The 15147-nt window shown below is 66.3% G+C and carries 13 protein-coding genes; 2 read left to right on the forward strand and 11 right to left on the reverse strand.

What is annotated here, in order from left to right; genetic code table 11:
* Positions 1-100: 100 nt before the first annotated feature.
* The 6 genes from gsiB to ASC78_RS22195 all read right to left on the reverse strand — a co-directional run bounded on the left by gsiB (position 101) and on the right by ASC78_RS22195 (position 7041).
* Positions 101-1651: a glutathione ABC transporter substrate-binding protein GsiB gene (gsiB, locus tag ASC78_RS22170; protein WP_055806330.1), complete on the reverse strand. Its 1551-nt coding sequence runs from the start codon at positions 1649-1651 to the stop codon at positions 101-103.
* A gap of 56 nt (positions 1652-1707) precedes the next feature.
* Positions 1708-3585 (reverse strand): dipeptide ABC transporter ATP-binding protein, encoded by a 1878-nt coding sequence (locus ASC78_RS22175; RefSeq protein ID WP_055806333.1) that lies wholly within the window; start codon positions 3583-3585, stop codon positions 1708-1710.
* A 21-nt stretch (positions 3586-3606) separates the two neighbouring features.
* Positions 3607-4563: an isoaspartyl peptidase/L-asparaginase family protein gene (locus ASC78_RS22180; RefSeq protein WP_055806335.1), complete on the reverse strand. Its 957-nt coding sequence runs from the start codon at positions 4561-4563 to the stop codon at positions 3607-3609.
* A complete protein-coding gene (locus ASC78_RS22185; RefSeq protein WP_055806338.1) occupies positions 4560-5525 on the reverse strand; it encodes a MurR/RpiR family transcriptional regulator in 966 nt (321 codons plus the stop codon). The genes ASC78_RS22180 and ASC78_RS22185 overlap by 4 nt, the downstream gene beginning before the upstream one ends.
* 155 nt (positions 5526-5680) lie before the next feature.
* A complete protein-coding gene (locus ASC78_RS22190; protein ID WP_055806341.1) occupies positions 5681-6133 on the reverse strand; it encodes a GNAT family N-acetyltransferase in 453 nt (150 codons plus the stop codon).
* Between the two features lie 14 nt (positions 6134-6147).
* The gene (locus tag ASC78_RS22195) at positions 6148-7041 is read right to left on the reverse strand and encodes a LysR substrate-binding domain-containing protein (protein ID WP_055806345.1); all 894 of its coding nucleotides are present in this window, start codon (positions 7039-7041) and stop codon (positions 6148-6150) included.
* Positions 7042-7126: 85 nt separating this feature from the next.
* Here ASC78_RS22195 and ASC78_RS22200 point away from each other — a divergent pair, with 85 nt between their 5' ends.
* Both ASC78_RS22200 and ASC78_RS22205 read left to right on the forward strand, forming a co-directional pair.
* Positions 7127-8299 carry an NAD(P)/FAD-dependent oxidoreductase gene (locus tag ASC78_RS22200; protein WP_055806347.1) on the forward strand — a complete coding sequence of 391 codons (1173 nt, stop codon included), beginning with the start codon at positions 7127-7129 and terminating at the stop codon, positions 8297-8299.
* 51 nt (positions 8300-8350) lie between these two features.
* Positions 8351-9382, forward strand: a complete 1032-nt coding sequence (locus ASC78_RS22205) for a class I fructose-bisphosphate aldolase (RefSeq protein WP_055806350.1) — start codon at positions 8351-8353, stop codon at positions 9380-9382.
* A gap of 3 nt (positions 9383-9385) precedes the next feature.
* On the opposite strand, the gene msrA is transcribed toward ASC78_RS22205, so the two are convergent.
* The 5 genes from msrA to ASC78_RS22230 all read right to left on the reverse strand — a co-directional run bounded on the left by msrA (position 9386) and on the right by ASC78_RS22230 (position 15011).
* Positions 9386-10087, reverse strand: a complete 702-nt coding sequence (msrA, locus tag ASC78_RS22210) for a peptide-methionine (S)-S-oxide reductase MsrA (RefSeq protein WP_055806357.1) — start codon at positions 10085-10087, stop codon at positions 9386-9388.
* 123 nt (positions 10088-10210) lie between these two features.
* Complete coding sequence (locus ASC78_RS22215) at positions 10211-11722, reverse strand: alpha/beta hydrolase family protein (protein WP_055806359.1); 1512 nt, start codon at positions 11720-11722, stop codon at positions 10211-10213.
* 185 nt (positions 11723-11907) lie between these two features.
* Positions 11908-12810 carry a transglutaminase-like domain-containing protein gene (locus tag ASC78_RS22220; protein WP_235505173.1) on the reverse strand — a complete coding sequence of 301 codons (903 nt, stop codon included), beginning with the start codon at positions 12808-12810 and terminating at the stop codon, positions 11908-11910.
* Positions 12811-12889: 79 nt separating this feature from the next.
* Complete coding sequence (mnmC, locus tag ASC78_RS22225; protein WP_055806365.1) at positions 12890-14731, reverse strand: FAD-dependent 5-carboxymethylaminomethyl-2-thiouridine(34) oxidoreductase MnmC; 1842 nt, start codon at positions 14729-14731, stop codon at positions 12890-12892.
* 7 nt (positions 14732-14738) lie between these two features.
* The gene (locus tag ASC78_RS22230) at positions 14739-15011 is read right to left on the reverse strand and encodes an oxidative damage protection protein (protein WP_012748083.1); all 273 of its coding nucleotides are present in this window, start codon (positions 15009-15011) and stop codon (positions 14739-14741) included.
* Between the last annotated feature and the right edge of the window lie 136 nt (positions 15012-15147).

Genomic DNA, 15147 nt, shown 5'->3' on the forward strand with positions numbered 1-15147 from the left:
GGCCAATCGGGGGACACCGCGGAACCGGCTTTGCCGGGCCGCTGGTGTCGCCCCCTTGAGGGGGAGGCGGCTACACGAAGTGAGCCGCTTCGGGGGTGGGTCAATTAACCGAGATCGCGTCGATGTTGATGTTGCCGTCAGGCATCACAAACACGCCCGACAGGCGCTTGGAGTGCGCCGACAGGTTCTGCTCGGTCACCAGCGGCACGCGCGGCAGGTCCTTGCGGATCTCTTCCTGCGCGGTCTTGTAGAGCGCGGCCTTTTCCTTGTCGTCCACGGTAATCAGAGCCTTGGCCAGCGCGTTGTCCACCACGTCGCTCTTGTAGAACGACATGTTGTTCAGCTTCGGCGACCAGGCTTCAGAGGCGAATAGCGGGCGCAGGCCCCAGTCGGCCTCGCCGGTCGATGACGACCAGCCCGTGTAGTACATGCGAACCTTGGCCGTCTTCGGATCGGGCCATGCATCGACCTGCTCGGTGCGCTGGCCCACTTCGAGCGCCTGCACCTGCAGTTTGATGCCCACTTGCGCGAGCTGCTGCTGCACGAACTGAATGGTCTTCTGACTGGTTGTGTTGTTGTAGGCGCTCCACAGCACCGACTCGAAGCCGTTCGGGTAGCCGGCTTCGGCCAGCAGTTCCTTGGCCTTCTTCACGTCGTAGGGAATGGGCGCCATCTTCTCGGCAAACTTCACGCCTTGCGGCAACACGCCCTGCGCGGGGAAGGCATACCCGCCGAAAGCGACCTTGGCCAGCGCTTCCTTGTTGATGGCATAGCCGATGGCTTCGCGCACCTTCGGGTTGTCGTAGGGCTTCTGCAGCATGTTGAAAGCCAGGAAGCGCGTGATGATCGAAGGAATGGCCACCACTTCGAGCTTGTCGCTCTTTTTCAGCAGCTCGGCTTGCTCGTAGGGAATCGGGAATGCGAAATCGGCTTCGCCGGTCTGCAGCATTGCGGCGCGCGTGTTGTTCTCGAGCACCGGCTTCCACTGCACCGTGTCGACCTTGGGGTAGCCCTTCTTCCAGTAGCCATCGAACTTCTTGGCCTTGACGGCTTCGGTCTGCTTCCACTCGACGAACTCGAAGGGGCCGGTGCCCACGGGGTGGAAGGCGATGTCCTTGTTGCCCCACTTCTTCAGCGCGGTGGGCGAGATCATTGCTGCCGATGCATGGGCCAGCGAGTTGATGAAGGGACCGAAGGGTTCCTTCAGCGTGATGCGCACGGTGGTGGGGTTGAGTGCCTCGACCTTGCCCACGCGGTTGAACTGGTTGTAGCGCAGCAGCTTGTTTTCCTGGTTCAGTACGCGGTCGAGCGTGAACTTCACGGCTTCGGCGTTGAAGTCGGTGCCGTCGTGGAACTTGACGCCCTGGCGCAGCTTGATGGTGTAGACCAGGCCGTCCTTCGACACTTCGTAGCCTTCGGCCAGAACGTTCTGGACCTTCAGGTCCTTGTCGAACTGGAACAGGCCTTCGTAGAAGGTCTTGGTCACGGCCGTGGTGATGGTCGTGTTGGTGTTGTACGGGTCGAGGGTCTCGGGCTGATAGCCGATCGACAGCACCGCGTCTTTCGCGGCCATTGCCGTGCCGGTCATCGCCAGAGCGGCCAGGCCCAGCAGTGCCGATGCCCATCGCAGGGAGGAAGAAGATTGCTTCATGGAAAGAAACTCCAGTCGGTTCGAGAAAAAAGCAGGAGGGCCTGCGGGTTAAAAAATCAGAACGCGCCGCCAATGGCGTGCCGTGCCACGAAGTGACCGGGCGCAACCTGCACCAGCGGCGGCACCTCGGGCTCGTCGCCCACGGCGCGGATAGGGCTCGGGATCTCGCCTTCGAGCAGTGCGCGCGGCTTGTGGCGGCGCGACGGGTCGGCCACCGGGACCGCGGCCATCAGCTTGCGGGTGTAGGCGTGCTGCGGTGCCTCGAACACCGCGCGGCGCGGGCCGATTTCGACGATCTGGCCGAGGTACATCACGGCCACGCGGTGGCTGATGCGCTCGACCACCGCCATGTCGTGCGAGATGAAGAGAAACGCGACGCCCAGCTCGCGCTGCAGGTCGAGCATGAGGTTGACGATCTGCGCCTGAATGGAAACGTCGAGCGCCGACACCGATTCGTCCGCCACCACCACCTTGGGGTTGAGCGCGAGTGCGCGCGCAATCGCGATGCGCTGGCGCTGTCCGCCCGAGAACTCGTGCGGATAGCGCTGTGCCACCTCGGGCGGCAGGCCGACCTTCTTCAGCAGCCAGTCGACGCGCTGTTGCGCCTCGGCGCCCTTGGCGATGCCGTGAATCAAGAGCGGTTCCATGATCGAGAAACCGACCGTCACGCGCGGATCGAGCGAGGCGAACGGGTCCTGGAAGATGAACTGGATATTTCGGCGCAGCGCCTGCAGTTCGCGCGTCGGCAGCTCACGGATGTTCTGGCCGCCGAACTCGATGGCGCCGCTCTGGCTTTCGACCAGCCGCAGCAGCGAGCGACCGGTTGTCGACTTGCCACAGCCCGATTCGCCCACGAGCGCCAGCGTCTCGCCGGGGTAGAGATCGAAGCTGATCTTCTCAACCGCATGCACGCGGCGCTTCACGCGGCCGAAGAAGCCGCTGCGCACGTCGAAGCGCGTCACGAGGTCGCGCACGCGCAGGATCGGGCCGGCTTCTTCGCGCACCGTGGTCTGCGGTGTGGTGTCGGTGACCCGCACGGCGTCGGGGCTGCCTTCGGTGCGCAGCAGTTCGAACTTGGCGGGCAGGTCGGTGCCTTGCATGGCGCCGAGCTTGGGCACGGCCGACAGCAGCGCCTTGGTGTACGGATGCTGGGGGGAGGCGAAGACCGTGTCGGAACTGCCTGCTTCCACTTTGTCGCCGCGGTACATCACGAGCACGCGGTCGGCAATTTCGGCCACCACGCCCATGTCGTGCGTGATGAAGAGCACGCCCATGCGCATCTCTTTCTGCAGCTCGCGGATGAGCTGGAGGATCTGCGCTTGGATGGTCACGTCCAGCGCGGTGGTGGGCTCGTCGGCAATCAGCAGCTGCGGCTTGCACGACAGCGCCATCGCGATCATCACGCGCTGGCGCATGCCGCCCGAGAGCTGGTGCGGAAAGCGATCGAGCACGTTGCGCGCTTCGGGAATGCGCACCAGCTCCAGCATGCGCAATGCCTCGGCGCGCGCGGCCGCATTGCTCTTACCCTGATGGATACGGATGGCCTCTGCAATCTGCTCGCCGGCCGTGAACACCGGGTTGAGCGAAGTCATCGGCTCCTGGAAGATCATCGCGATGTCCGCGCCGCGAATGCCGCGCATCGTGGTGTCGCGTGCCTGCGCCAGGTCGAGCACTTCGCCATTGCGGCGGCGGAACGCCATGCGTCCGCCGAGGATGCGGCCGCCGCCATGCTCCACCAGCCGCATCAGCGCCAGCGACGTGACCGACTTGCCCGAACCCGATTCGCCCACTACCGCGAGCGTTTCGCCATGGTCGACGTGGAACGAGAGATTCTTGACGGCATCGACGGTGCGCTCGGAGGTCGAGAAGCGCACGGTGAGATCGTCGACGGCGAGGACGCGGCCGTCCGGCAGGGCGAGGGAAGGGGTGGACATGGGAGTGCGAGGAGGGGGGCGTCAGGCGAAGATGGCCGTGACCGGTGATTCGTCGCCACGTGCGTGGGCGCGGTACATGCCTTCGCTGTTGAAGGCGAGGCTCAGGTTGCCGTGGCGATCGACGGCAATCAGCCCGCCGGTACCGCCGATGGCGGGCAGCGACTGCTGCACGACCGCATTCGTGGCCGCTTCAAGCGTGGCGCCGCCGTACGCCATGCGGGCGCAAACGTCGTAGGCGGCTGCCACGCGGATGAACATTTCGCCGCTGCCAGTGCAAGAGACTGCGGCGGTGCGGTCGTCGGCATAGGTGCCGGCGCCGATCAGCGGCGAATCTCCGATGCGGCCGACGCGCTTGTTGGTCATGCCGCCCGTTGAAGTGGCCGCGGCCACATGGCCGTGCATGTCGAGCGCCACGGCGCCCACGGTGCCCAGCTTCTTGTCTTCGTCGAGTGGCGGCGTCATGGCCGCGCCTTCATGGTCGGTGACCACGCGGCCGGTGCCCCGCACGCGGTGGAGCTGTTGGCGGCGCGCCTCGGTGGAGAAATACGAGGGCTCGACCATCTCCAGCCCGTGCTCGCGCGCGAAGGCTTCGGCGCCGGGCCCGGCGAGCAGCACATGGGCGCCGTCTTCGAGCACAGCGCGTGCGGCGCGCACCGGGTGGCGGATGCGGGACACGCCTGCAATCGCGCCCGCGGCCAGGGTGGCGCCGTCCATCACGGCGGCATCGAGCTCGTGCGTTTCGTCGTGCGTAAAGACCGAGCCATGGCCCGCGTTGAAGAGCGGGCAGTCCTCGAGCATTTCGACCGCGAGGCAGGTGGCGTCGAGTGCGGATGCGCCCTTGATAAGCAGCGCCTGTGCAGCGAGCACCACGTTCCGCAAGGCATCGTGATAGGCCTGCGCCTGGGCCGCGCTGGTCGTTGTGGCGTTGATGGTGCCGGCGCCGCCGTGAATGGCAATGACGGGCGTGACGTTCTTCATCGGGAAGCTTTCTTCTTTTTCTTGCGGGCATCGGCCGTGGTGGCTGCGCCGGCGGGTTGTGTGGCGGCATCGACCCGGGGCAGGCCTTGCGCGCCATGCAGCCAGGGCCGCACGGCCTGCAGGATGCGGCTCGCGGACTGGACCGCGCGCGGCGCGCGCAGCGCCACCGCGCTGGTCAGTGCCTCGATCAATGCAAGCACGCTGGTCTCGCAGTTCGGCCGATAGTTGGTTTCGGTTTGGCAATAGAGCGCCACGTCGGCCAGCGGCGCCAGCGGCGAACTCGGGCGGTCGGTCAGCGCCAGCACGGCGCAACCCTGACCCTTGGCGATCTGGGCCAGCGCCACCGTGTCCGTGAGGTAGCGCGGAAAAGTCAGGCCGATGAACAGGTCCTGCGGCCCGGCGTGCATCAGCGCGCGCGCCGCATGCGTCACGCCGCTGACGCTGGAGAGCATGCGCACGTCGTTGCAGCTGCCATCGAGCCCGTGCTGCAGCAGTCCCGCGAGCCATGCACTCGCGCCAAAGCCGGCAATGTAAATGGAGCGCGCCTTGCCGATGCGCTGCACCGCGGCCTCGCAAGCGGCGTAGTCCAGCGACTGGCGCGTGGCTTCGATGTTGCGGCGGCTTTCGTCGAGCGCGGTGGCGAACACCTCGGCCACGGTGGTCGGACGCTCGAGATTGCCGCGCAGGCGCTCCACAGGCGCCACCAATGATTCAAACCCGCGCACGAGCTCGGCGCGAAAGGTGGCGTAGCCGTCGAAATCAAGCGCCCGAGCAAAGCGGTTGGCCGTGGCGACCGACACGCCCACGGCGGCGGCGAGCTCGTCGATAGGCAAGGTCGCAACCTGCAGTGGGTGCTCCAGCACGAAGTCGGCGACCTGGCGATGCGAACGCGTCAGCCGCGGCAGGGCCTGCGCAATGCGCTGGGCCACGGTGGTGCCCGTGTTGTCGACGTTGGTGCTCATGCGCGGGGTCGTGCACCCGAAAAAGGGGCGCCTGATGAAAATAGGTTTACAAATATAAGACAAAAAAGAAAATTTTCTGTCATTTTTGATCGAAGGAGCAAATTGCAGGCCAGCAGCGGCCGCCCCAGAGGTCTGCGACGGTGTGCTCGGCGAGGCTAAGCCGGTGTTTTTTCCATGAACACGCTGAACGGGTCTGCCGGGTAATTTCCGAACGGCCCACGTTCGACATAGCCCGCTCGTGCATAGAAGGCCAATGCTTCTGGCTGGCTGATGCCCGTTTCCAATGCGAATTTCTTGCAGCCCCTGGCGACGGCGGTGTTCTCGAGGAACGCCAGCACCTTGGCAGCGACACCCTGGCCACGGTGTTCCGGGCGCACGAACATGCGCTTGAGCTCGCCGTAGGCGCTCTCCAGAACGATGGCACCGCAGCCCACGGCCGTACCCCGCTGGTCGCGTGCAACCGCAAACAGCACGTGCGCCGCCGACAGCGCCGCAATGTCGATGCCGTAGTGGCACTCCGGCGGATACAGCGGCTTTTGGTAGGCGTCGAGCGCCTCGACGAGCTGGATCACGTCGGGTTGATCGGGGTGTTCGAGCGCAATGTTCATGCGGAGATCTCTCTTCAACCGGGCGTGAGCCCGAGCACCCAGCGCTTGAAATGCTCCAGCGCCCCGGAAGCCGGCCGGCCTTCGGGATGGGCGAAGTAGTAGCCCTGGCGCACGTCCAGGTGGCGGTCGATCGGGATGACGAGTTCGCCGGTGCGCAATTCGCGTTCGATCAGGATGCGCGGCGCGAGGCCCACGCCCATGCCGGCGGCGGCCGCGGCGGTCACCATGGTGAAAAGTTCGTAGCGCGGCCCGCGCGAGGCGTGCACGGTGTAGTCCCAGCCCTGCTGCGCATACCAGTCGCGCCAGGCGTGTGCGCGGGTGCCCAGGTGAACGTGGCGGCAGCGTTCGAAGGCCGATTCATCCCAAGGGCCGTTGGCATCGCGGAACGCGGGGCTGCAGACAGGCACCATCTCGCCCTCGGAAAAGATCAGCCCGCCCTGGGTGTCGGGCCAGAATTGGTCGCCAAAATAGATGGCAGCGTCGTAGGCGTTCTCCTGGAACGAGAAAGGCTGCGACCGCGCCGAGAGATTGACGGTGATGTTGGGGTGCCGGCGGCTGAAATCGGGCAGGCGCGGAATGAGCCATTGCGTGGCGAAAGTCGGCACCACGGCCACTTCGAGCACAAAACCCATGTCGTGCCCGGCGCTGATTTCCAACGTGTCGCGGCGGATCTGGTCGAGGTGACGGCGGATGCGCGCCGCGTATTCGCGCCCCGTGTCGGTAAGAGTGAGGCGCCGGCGAACGCGCGAGAACAGCGGCACCCCCAGCCGCTGCTCCAGCGAGGCCACCTGCCGACCGACGGCGCTCTGCGTGAGGGCCAATTCGGCCGCTGCACGGGTGAAACTCCCCAGCCGTGCCGAAGCCTCGAAGGCCTGCAGCGCACCAAGGTTGGGAATGTCTTTTCTCATCGTTGCTATTCTGCGTGCGGGGCTCGCGATTTTTCGCGGCGCTTGGGACAATGGGCCCGTTGGCGAACAGCAAAAAGGGTATTTCATGCGTCGTGTGGTGATCATCGGCGGCGGCGCCATCGGCTCCTCCATCGCTTATTTCCTGAACCGGGATCCGCTGGAGGAACCGTTCGAGGTCACCGTGGTCGAGCGCGACTTCTCGTACACGCAGGCGTCGTCGACCTTGTCCGCCAGTTCGATCCGGCAGCAGTTCTCCACGGCCATCAACATCGAGATGTCGCTCTACGGCATCGAATTTTTCCGCGGCCTTGGCGAAACCTTGCGCGTGGGCGACAACGTGCCCGACATCGGCCTGGTCGAGCCCGGGTACCTTTACCTGGCGCCGACGGATGGTGTCGATGTGCTGCGCGAGAACCACGCGCTGCAAAAGGCCCATGGCGTCGACGTGCTCCTGATGGCGCCCGACGAACTGCAGGCGCGCTTTCCGTGGATGTCGACCGAGGAAATCGCGCTGGCGTCGCTGGGCCTTTCAGGCGAGGGGTGGTACGACGGCTACAGCCTGCTGCAGGCCTTTCGCAAGAAGGCCATCTCGCAGGGGGCGCTCTATGTGCAGGCAAAGGCGACCGGCTTGCAGTGCAGCGGAAATCGGGTAACGGGCGTCGAGCTCGACATCGGCAACGTGCTGCAGGCCGACTTGGTGGTCAATGCCGCCGGTGCGTGGGCGGCGAAGGTGGCGGGCTGGGCCGGTGTCGACCTGCCGGTGCGCGGCCGGCGCCGCATGGTGTTCAGCTTCTCGTGCCCCGAGACCCTGCCAGGCTGTCCGTTGGTCATCGACACGTCGGGCATCTGGTTTCGGCCCGAGGGTCGCCGCTTCATCTGTGGTTTTTCGCCGCCTCAGGACCGGGACCGCGACGATGCGCCGCTCGAAGTCGATTACCGCGTGTTCGACGATTTCATCTGGCCTGCCTTGGGCAAGCGCGTGCCCGCCTTCGAAGCCATTCGCATGACGGGGGCATGGGCCGGCTATTACGAGATGAACCTGTTCGACCACAACGCGATCCTCGGCCTGCATCCGGGCTGCGAGAACATGTATTTTGCCAACGGCTTCTCGGGGCATGGCCTGCAGCAGTGCCCGGCGGCGGGGCGCGGCGTGGCCGAGCTCATCCGCTACGGCGAATACCGCGGACTCGACCTGTCGCCGCTTTCATTCGCGCGGATCCTGGAGAACCGGCCGCTGGTCGAAAAGAACGTGATCTAGCCGGAGGCGGGGCAGGGGCGTACGATTGCTGCAAGTGAGGGTCACATCATCATGACTGCACAGGCATTGATCGATACCGCACAGGCGCTGGTCGCCGCGGACAAGGGCTTGCTCGCCATGGACGAGAGCAACGCCACCTGCCACAAGCGCTTCACCAAATTGGGCATCCCCTTGACCGAGGACGCGCGGCGCGATTGGCGCGAACTGATCGTTACCGCGCCGGGCCTGGGCGCATGCATCAGCGGCGCGATCCTCTTCGACGAAACCATCCGGCAGCGAACCAGCACGGGCGCGTCGTTCGTCTCGGCGCTCGACGCAGAGGGCATCATTCCCGGAATCAAGGTCGACACCGGCGCCAAGCCGCTGGCGGGCCATCCGGGCGAAACGGTCACCGAAGGCCTGGACGGGCTGCGCGAGCGCCTGGCCGAATACGCTGGAATGGGCGCGCGCTTTGCCAAATGGCGCGGCGTCATCACGCCGGGGGCTGGCTTGCCCACTCGCGCCTGCATCGAGGTGAATGCCCATGCGCTGGCACGCTACGCAGCGCTGTGCCAGGAGGCGGGACTCGTTCCCGTCGTCGAACCCGAGGTGCTGATGGAGGGTGATCATTCGCTGGCACGCTGCGCGGAGATCACGGAAGACACGCTGCACGCGGTGTTCGCCCAGCTTCGGCTGCAAGGCGTGCTGCTCGAAGGCATGCTCCTGAAGCCGAACATGGTGCTGCCTGGGCAAGCCTGTCCGCAGCAGGAGAGCGTGGAAGAAGTGGCGGACGCCACGGTGGCGTGCCTGTTGCGCACCGTGCCTGCCGCAGTGCCGGGTATCGCATTTCTCTCGGGCGGCCAATCGGCGCAGCTCGCTTCTGCCCGGCTGAACGCAATGAACCAGAGATTCAAGTCGCGGCTGCCCTGGGCCCTGGCGTTTTCATATTCGCGCGCCGTCCAGCAGCCGGCCCTGGATGCCTGGAAAGGCGACCGCGCTAATGTCGAATCGGCGCAGAAAGCGCTCGTGCATCGCGCGCGCTGCAACCAGGCAGCACGTCGCGGCAACTACGATGCGGCGACGGATGCGCCGAAAGGCGCCTGAAATTCACCCGCTCTTTGCCGGGTTCACCAGCACGGGCGTCGCCCGGTAGCTCTCCGGAAACAGCTTCTTGAGGTTCTCGAGCTTCGGCATGTCGTAGATCACGACGTAGCCGTATCTCGGATTGCGAGTAAGAAAGTCCTGGTGATAGGCCTCCGCCGCATAGAAGGGCTTCGACATTTCGATGGTGGTGGCCAATGGTTTGCCGAAGATCTTGGCCCGATCCAACTGCGCGATGTAGTCCTTCGCCACGCGGGCCTGCTCGATGTTCTCGGCAAACACAGTGGAGCGGTATTGAGGGCCCGTGTCCGGACCCTGCCGGTTCAGTTCGGTCGGGTCGTGCACCACAGAAAAAAAGATCTGCAGCAGCTTGCCGTAGCTGATCTGCTTCGGGTCGTAGACGATGCGCACCGATTCGGCATGGCCGGTGCGGCCGGAGCCCACCTGCTCATAACGTGCGGTCTTCGCATCACCGCCGGCATAGCCCGACACGGCGATGTTCACGCCCTTGACGCGCTGGAATATGCCTTGCACGCCCCAGAAGCAGCCGCCGGCGAACACGGCGGTTTCGTATATCGCGGTCGGCGGCGTCATCACATCGAACCTGGGCGGGGGCACGCGGCGCGCCGGCTCGGCGAACGAGGGCGCGGCGTGCCAGGCCAGGGCTGCGGCTACCAGCGTGCCGGCGGTGAGTGCAAGGAGTCTCATGCGTCGTCCTTCAAGGCGTTCGGTGCCACGCCGATGGTGCGACATTGCCGCCGTTTGGAACGGGCGTCAATGTCGCTTCCCCGCCTCTTGCTGCGCGAAATCCTGCTCGCCGGTCACGTCCGATCAGGGCGGGCAGGGGCGTGCGGCGGCTGCGCCCGGCCGGGTCGCCTTGCTGGTGTTGCCTTCGTCCACCGTGCCCAACGGGCGCGTGAACGTGCAGCCATAGGCCGGGTCCGCCACCGTGGCCGCGGTGATCACGTCGTCGCCCGCCGGCTTCACGCCGTCGCGCTCCCACTTGACCATGGCGTCGAAGGCCTCGACCTGTTCGGCGAGCGTGAAGTCGCAGTGCGAGATGCCCCGAACCGCGCGCTGCACCAGCCAGCCGCCGTTGCCCTTGGCCGCCACGCGCTGCTGGTAGATCTGCTCCATGCTGAAGGGCACGTAGAGGTCGCCCAGCGTGTGCAGCGTGACCACGGGAATCTTGAAATCCCCGTTGGCCTTGGGTATCCAGCGTAGACCGTCGGTGCGCAACCGGTTGGCGTCGGCGGCCGCGGTGAGCTTGAGCACCGAGGCGTTCAGGGCCGTGGTCCCCGGCACGTCGCCGTCGATGGTGTAGGTGAAGCGGTTGGTGTCGAGCGTGCTCCTGTTCAGGATGCCGTTGACCGTGCCGTCGCTGCCGAACACGCCCCACACCGCCGCGAACGAGCCGCCCTGCGTGAAGCCCAGGTCGAACATCGGCCGTTCGCCCCCGGTGAGGTTCTTCACCACCGAGGCGAACTTCAAACCGGTGGCCGTCGGCGTGCCCGGGAAGGCGGTGTAGAGCGTGCCGGTGACCTGGGCCTTGATGTCCGACCAGTTGACGGTGGGGTACTTGGGCAACCCGGCCAGCGCCTGCGCGGCGACCTGTGCGCCCGAGAAATAGTCGAACAGCTCGGTGTCGCCGAGCACGCCGCACATCGGCACCGCGCCGTTGTACTTCACCTTGTGATTGGCCGTGGCGTAGGCCTCGTCCTCGATGGCCGCCGCGGTGATGTGGCCGCCCATCGAGTGGCCCGTGATGTAGAGCCTCGACGGCGCCGCGAGCTCGCGGCCGTTGGCCTTGGCGATCGCGTTGAACTGCAGGGCAAGTGCATTGGTGTCTTCCACGCCGGCGCGTACGTCGTAGAAGTTCTTGCTGTAGCTCGAGGCGGCCCAGGCGTAGCCGTTCTGGATCAGGTAGCGGCGGATCGAAGGATTGTTCACCACCAGCAGGTTGACGTCGCCGGCATAGCCGTGCGCGTACATCACGAGCTTGCCGTTCCAGTTGGCGGGCACTTCGACGCGATATTGCGCGCCGCCCAGCATGCCGGCCCAACGGCTGGTGGTGGCGTTGTCGATGGTGTCGCTTGCGTCGGCCGCGAGCGCCGCAAAAGTGGTGGCCGCAGGATCGGCGGGCGCGAATGAATTGCGGCTGTCCTGCAGCCGGGTTTCTTCAGGCGGGGGAGGAGGGGGAGGAGGCGGCGGCGCCGGTGGCGCGGGAGCCGGAGCCGGAGGCAGTGGCGTGAAGGCAAAACCGTTGCCGCCGCCACCCCCGCCGCAGGATGCGACGGCAAGGCTGGCTGCGAGGGCAAGAAATGTCAGGCGCGCTGAATGCATGAGGTGTCTCTCTCCGCTTTGTTGGTGTTGGGAAGAAGCCCGGCACAGCGGAGCCTCGCCCTACCGTAGAGAACGACCGTGCTATTTCGCTGAACCGGCGGGGCAGCGTAGGGGCGTTGCCGGGCGCGCCGGTCCGGGCTTTCCCGTAGCTGCTATCTCCTGCGCGACACCCGCGCGGGAGGGTTTCAGCCTTCCTTGCGCCGCGTCACCACCACGGTCGCGTCGAGGCCGTCGTAGGCCTCGGCATCGCCATACCAACTGCCGGAGATGGGAGCGGCCTGCGCCGGGTCGCGCGTGACGCCGACGCGGATCAGCTGCCCGCTGCCCATGAGGTTGTTGGTGGGATCGAAGGCGAGCCAGCCGATGCCTGGAAGATAGGCCTGCAGCCAGGCGTGCGTGGTGCCGGCGCCGGTCATCGATTCGCCGGGCGCCTGGGCCGCGCGGTCGAGTGCGGCGTCGTAGAGGTAGCCCGAGACGAACCGCGTCGCGATGCCCAGGCGCCGCGCGGCCTCCATCATCAGGAGCGCGTAGTCGCGGCAGCTCCCGCTGCCGAGCGCCAGTGTCTGCAGCGGCGTCTGCGTGCCTTCTTCGTCGCGCGCCTTGTATTCGAGACTCTGGCCGATGTGCGCGTTCATGCGCGCGAGCACTTCGCGCGTGCTGTTGGGCTGGTCGGTGTGCAGGAACTGGTGCGCCCAGCGGATCAGGGTTCCACCCGCATCGTCGTCGTGGTGCGGCCGCAGGTAATGCTCCAGGTCGAGGCGCTCTTGCACCGTATAGGCAAAGGGCAGGAACTCGGCCGCCGGATCGAGCGCGAGCTGGTCCTGCTGCGCCGGCACGTGCTCGATGGTGAAGGAGCACACGATGCGCAGCTCCGTGGCTTCGCCCATGGGCTGCACCAGCGCGACCGAGTTCGAATGCGGGTCCTGGATCAGCCGCGTGAACGACTGCGGGCTCACCTGCAGGTCGGTGGCCAGCACCCGCAGGTCATGGCTGTCGCGCGGCCGGAACATGACGCGGTGCAGCCCGAAGGTCACCGGTTTCTTGTAGCGGTAGACGGTGGTGTGCGTGATGTCGTATTGGATGGCCATGCGGAGCATTCTCACGTGTTGGCGTGCGCCGCGGTTGCTGAGGGCGGTCAGATGCCGCCGATTGCCGGGAAATGTGCGCTTAAACCTCTGTGCGCTGGGTGCCCAGCGCCTTCGCCAGGTTGGCTGGCAGCGGCAGCGGTTCGCCGTGCCATTGCGCCGCCAGGAGCTCCCCGCACAGGGCCGCGAAGCTGAGGCCGCGCGAGCCCAGGGCGGTGCATGCCCAAAGGCCGTCCTCGCCCAGCGGACCGACCAGCGGACGGCGGTCGCCAGAGGCGCAGCGCACGCCGACCCAGGCGTTGACCTCGCCGCGATCGAAACTCGTAGCCAATGCAGCGGCCGCGGCGGGGTGCAGCTGCTTCAGGCGCTCGCGGTTTGCAGCGGCGTCGGCACCGTTCGGTTCGAGATCGGTGCTGTCCCGGTCGAAGGTGGCGCCGGCGAGCCAGAGCAGGGCGCCTTCGCCTTCGGGCACGTAGGCGATCAGGTGGCCGTCGCCGTTGAGCGGCGTAGCGGGCACTGCAAGGTCGTCCGTCATGCGGCCCCACGCGACTTGGCCCCGCACCGGCTGCAGCGGAAGCAGGGGAGCGAAGCGGCCCGATTGGTAGCCAGCCGCAACGACGATGCGGTCGGCTTCGTCCAGCAACCGGCCGTCCTCGCCGAACAGCTGCCATACCGCCGCGCGGTGTGAAACGCGCGCAACCGCGGCATTGCCGCGAAACTCGACGCCCGGCTCGCGCATCCACGCCTCGATCAAACGCGAAGGACGCACCCAGCCCGCACGTGCGTGCCAGAGCGCGGGCGTATTGGCAGGCAGCCCCGTCTGCGCCAATTGCGCCGTGCTTGCGGGCCACGACTCATTGGGGCCGCTGTCGCTCCATCCGGCGGGCACCCGCGTGTCGCCCTCGGGCCGGCGCTCCAGCACGCCGCCAGCACGCCAGTCGCGGCCCTGCTCCAGCAGGCGTTCCAGTTCGAGCCACGTGGCCCGAATGCCGGCGCGCGTGAGCCGCGACAGCAGGGCGTCGTCCGGCGAAACATGCGGCGCCATCACGCCAACCGGCAACCCCGAAGCGCCGGCGGCCGGGTGATCGGCCGCATCGAGCACCGTCACCTTCCAGCCGCGCCGGGCCAGGCTCGAAGCCACGGCGGCGCCGGCCAGTCCGGCACCGATGACGGCGCAGCGCCCGGCGACATCGACGCGTTCGGGTGCGGGGCCGCGGCGGCGCACGGTCCAAGCGGGTGCGAACACGCCGGCGAGGCAGTCGCGTTTGGGCGGCAGGCCCTCGCGCCTTTCAAGCTGGAAACCGTTCTGCGAGAGCACGTCGCGCACCGGACGTGCATAGGTCCATGTGGCGAGGCCCGTGCCCTGGCGTGCAAAGCGCGACACGGCCTTGAGCGTGTCGGGCGACCACATGGCGGGGTTCTGCTGCGGGCTGAAGCCGTCGAGAAAGATGCTGTCGGCCTCGAAGCGCTGCGCGCGCAGCATGGCCTGCACGTCGCCGATGCACAGCGTGAGCAAGACCTGGCCCTGGTCGAAGGCCAACCGGTGAAATCCCGGCAGCAGCCCCTGCCACTGGGCGGTCAGTTCCTTGGCCAGCGGCGCCAACTCGGGATAAGCCTCCGCAGCACGCAGCAGGTCTTCGGCACCGACCGGATACGCTTCGACCGAGACGAAATGCAGCAGCCTCGGCCGGTTGACGTCCGCACGCCAAGCCTGCCAGCTTGTCAGAAAATTGAGTCCAAGCCCGAATCCGGTTTCGAGAATCCGCCATTGCGGTCGTCCAGCCCAGGCTTCAGGAAGGCCGCAGCCACGCAAGAACACGTGGCGCGACTGCGCCAGCGCCCCAGTTTCGGTGTGGTAGATGTCGTCGAAGCGCTCGCTGTACGGCACGCCGTCGGCGCGCCAGGCGACGGGCTCGGCGGCCAAGACGGGCTCAGTTCGAGGGGGGAACGTAGCCCTGGGCAACGTCGGCGCCTTCGCCGAAGAAGTGCTTTTCCATCTGGCGGGCCAGATACTGGCGGGCGCGCAGGTCGGCCAGATTCAGCCGGTTTTCGTTCACCAACATCGTTTGCTGCTTGAGCCAGGCGGCCCAGGCTTCCTTGCTGACGTTCTCCCACAGGCGCTTGCCCAGTTCCCCGGGATAGGGCGGGAAGTCGAGCCCTTCGGCCTCTTTGCCGAGCTTGATGCACTGAACCATGCGTGCCATTTTTGATGCCTCTGGTGGGGAAAGCGGTTGCTTAGTTGATTTTGCTATTTAGAACTGAGAACTCGGTTGTTCCAGTTTCTATATGTCGTATTCAGAATACGTGGCTTCATCGATATGCCTTTTTGAGCCAGACACC

This window comes from Variovorax sp. Root318D1 (assembly GCF_001424835.1).
Lineage (GTDB): Bacteria > Pseudomonadota > Gammaproteobacteria > Burkholderiales > Burkholderiaceae_C > Variovorax.

What these genes read in the sequence shown, in the direction of transcription:
- gsiB (WP_055806330.1), bottom strand. Translation starts at nt 1,651, where the DNA reads ATGAAGCAATCTTCTTCCTCCCTGCGATGGGCATCGGCACTGCTGGGC.
- ASC78_RS22175 (WP_055806333.1), bottom strand. Translation starts at nt 3,585, where the DNA reads ATGTCCACCCCTTCCCTCGCCCTGCCGGACGGCCGCGTCCTCGCCGTC.
- ASC78_RS22180 (WP_055806335.1), bottom strand. Translation starts at nt 4,563, where the DNA reads ATGAAGAACGTCACGCCCGTCATTGCCATTCACGGCGGCGCCGGCACC.
- ASC78_RS22185 (WP_055806338.1), bottom strand. Translation starts at nt 5,525, where the DNA reads ATGAGCACCAACGTCGACAACACGGGCACCACCGTGGCCCAGCGCATT.
- ASC78_RS22190 (WP_055806341.1), bottom strand. Translation starts at nt 6,133, where the DNA reads ATGAACATTGCGCTCGAACACCCCGATCAACCCGACGTGATCCAGCTC.
- ASC78_RS22195 (WP_055806345.1), bottom strand. Translation starts at nt 7,041, where the DNA reads ATGAGAAAAGACATTCCCAACCTTGGTGCGCTGCAGGCCTTCGAGGCT.
- ASC78_RS22200 (WP_055806347.1), top strand. Translation starts at nt 7,127, where the DNA reads ATGCGTCGTGTGGTGATCATCGGCGGCGGCGCCATCGGCTCCTCCATC.
- ASC78_RS22205 (WP_055806350.1), top strand. Translation starts at nt 8,351, where the DNA reads ATGACTGCACAGGCATTGATCGATACCGCACAGGCGCTGGTCGCCGCG.
- msrA (WP_055806357.1), bottom strand. Translation starts at nt 10,087, where the DNA reads ATGAGACTCCTTGCACTCACCGCCGGCACGCTGGTAGCCGCAGCCCTG.
- ASC78_RS22215 (WP_055806359.1), bottom strand. Translation starts at nt 11,722, where the DNA reads ATGCATTCAGCGCGCCTGACATTTCTTGCCCTCGCAGCCAGCCTTGCC.
- ASC78_RS22220 (WP_235505173.1), bottom strand. Translation starts at nt 12,810, where the DNA reads ATGGCCATCCAATACGACATCACGCACACCACCGTCTACCGCTACAAG.
- ASC78_RS22230 (WP_012748083.1), bottom strand. Translation starts at nt 15,011, where the DNA reads ATGGCACGCATGGTTCAGTGCATCAAGCTCGGCAAAGAGGCCGAAGGG.